1 protein-coding gene is annotated in these 205 nt (G+C 50.2%); it reads right to left on the bottom strand.

Annotation, left to right across the window (positions count from 1 at the left end; genetic code table 11):
- The coding region (locus tag TW81_RS18760; protein WP_045957256.1) for a VCBS domain-containing protein at window positions 1-205 on the bottom strand (205 nt) is incomplete at both ends.

Raw genomic sequence — 205 nt, 5'->3', positions numbered from 1 at the left:
ATGGTTTGCGTGTCAGCGCCATCAGCGGTTGCCACTTGATAGATTTCTGTGATGGTGTCACCGTCATCCAAGCCCTGAACATAAGGGTTATCATTGTCAACGGAGTACGCCCAGTTACCATTGTCATCAATGGTCAGCACACCTATTTGACCAGCCGGTCCTCCATCTGGATCCGTTGAAGCTGTACTCAAAAACGTTGGGGTGG

The sequence above is a fragment of the Vibrio galatheae genome (genome assembly GCF_000967545.1).
GTDB classification, from domain to species: domain Bacteria; phylum Pseudomonadota; class Gammaproteobacteria; order Enterobacterales; family Vibrionaceae; genus Vibrio; species Vibrio galatheae.
This window is presented reverse-complemented; position numbering and strand designations above follow the sequence as displayed.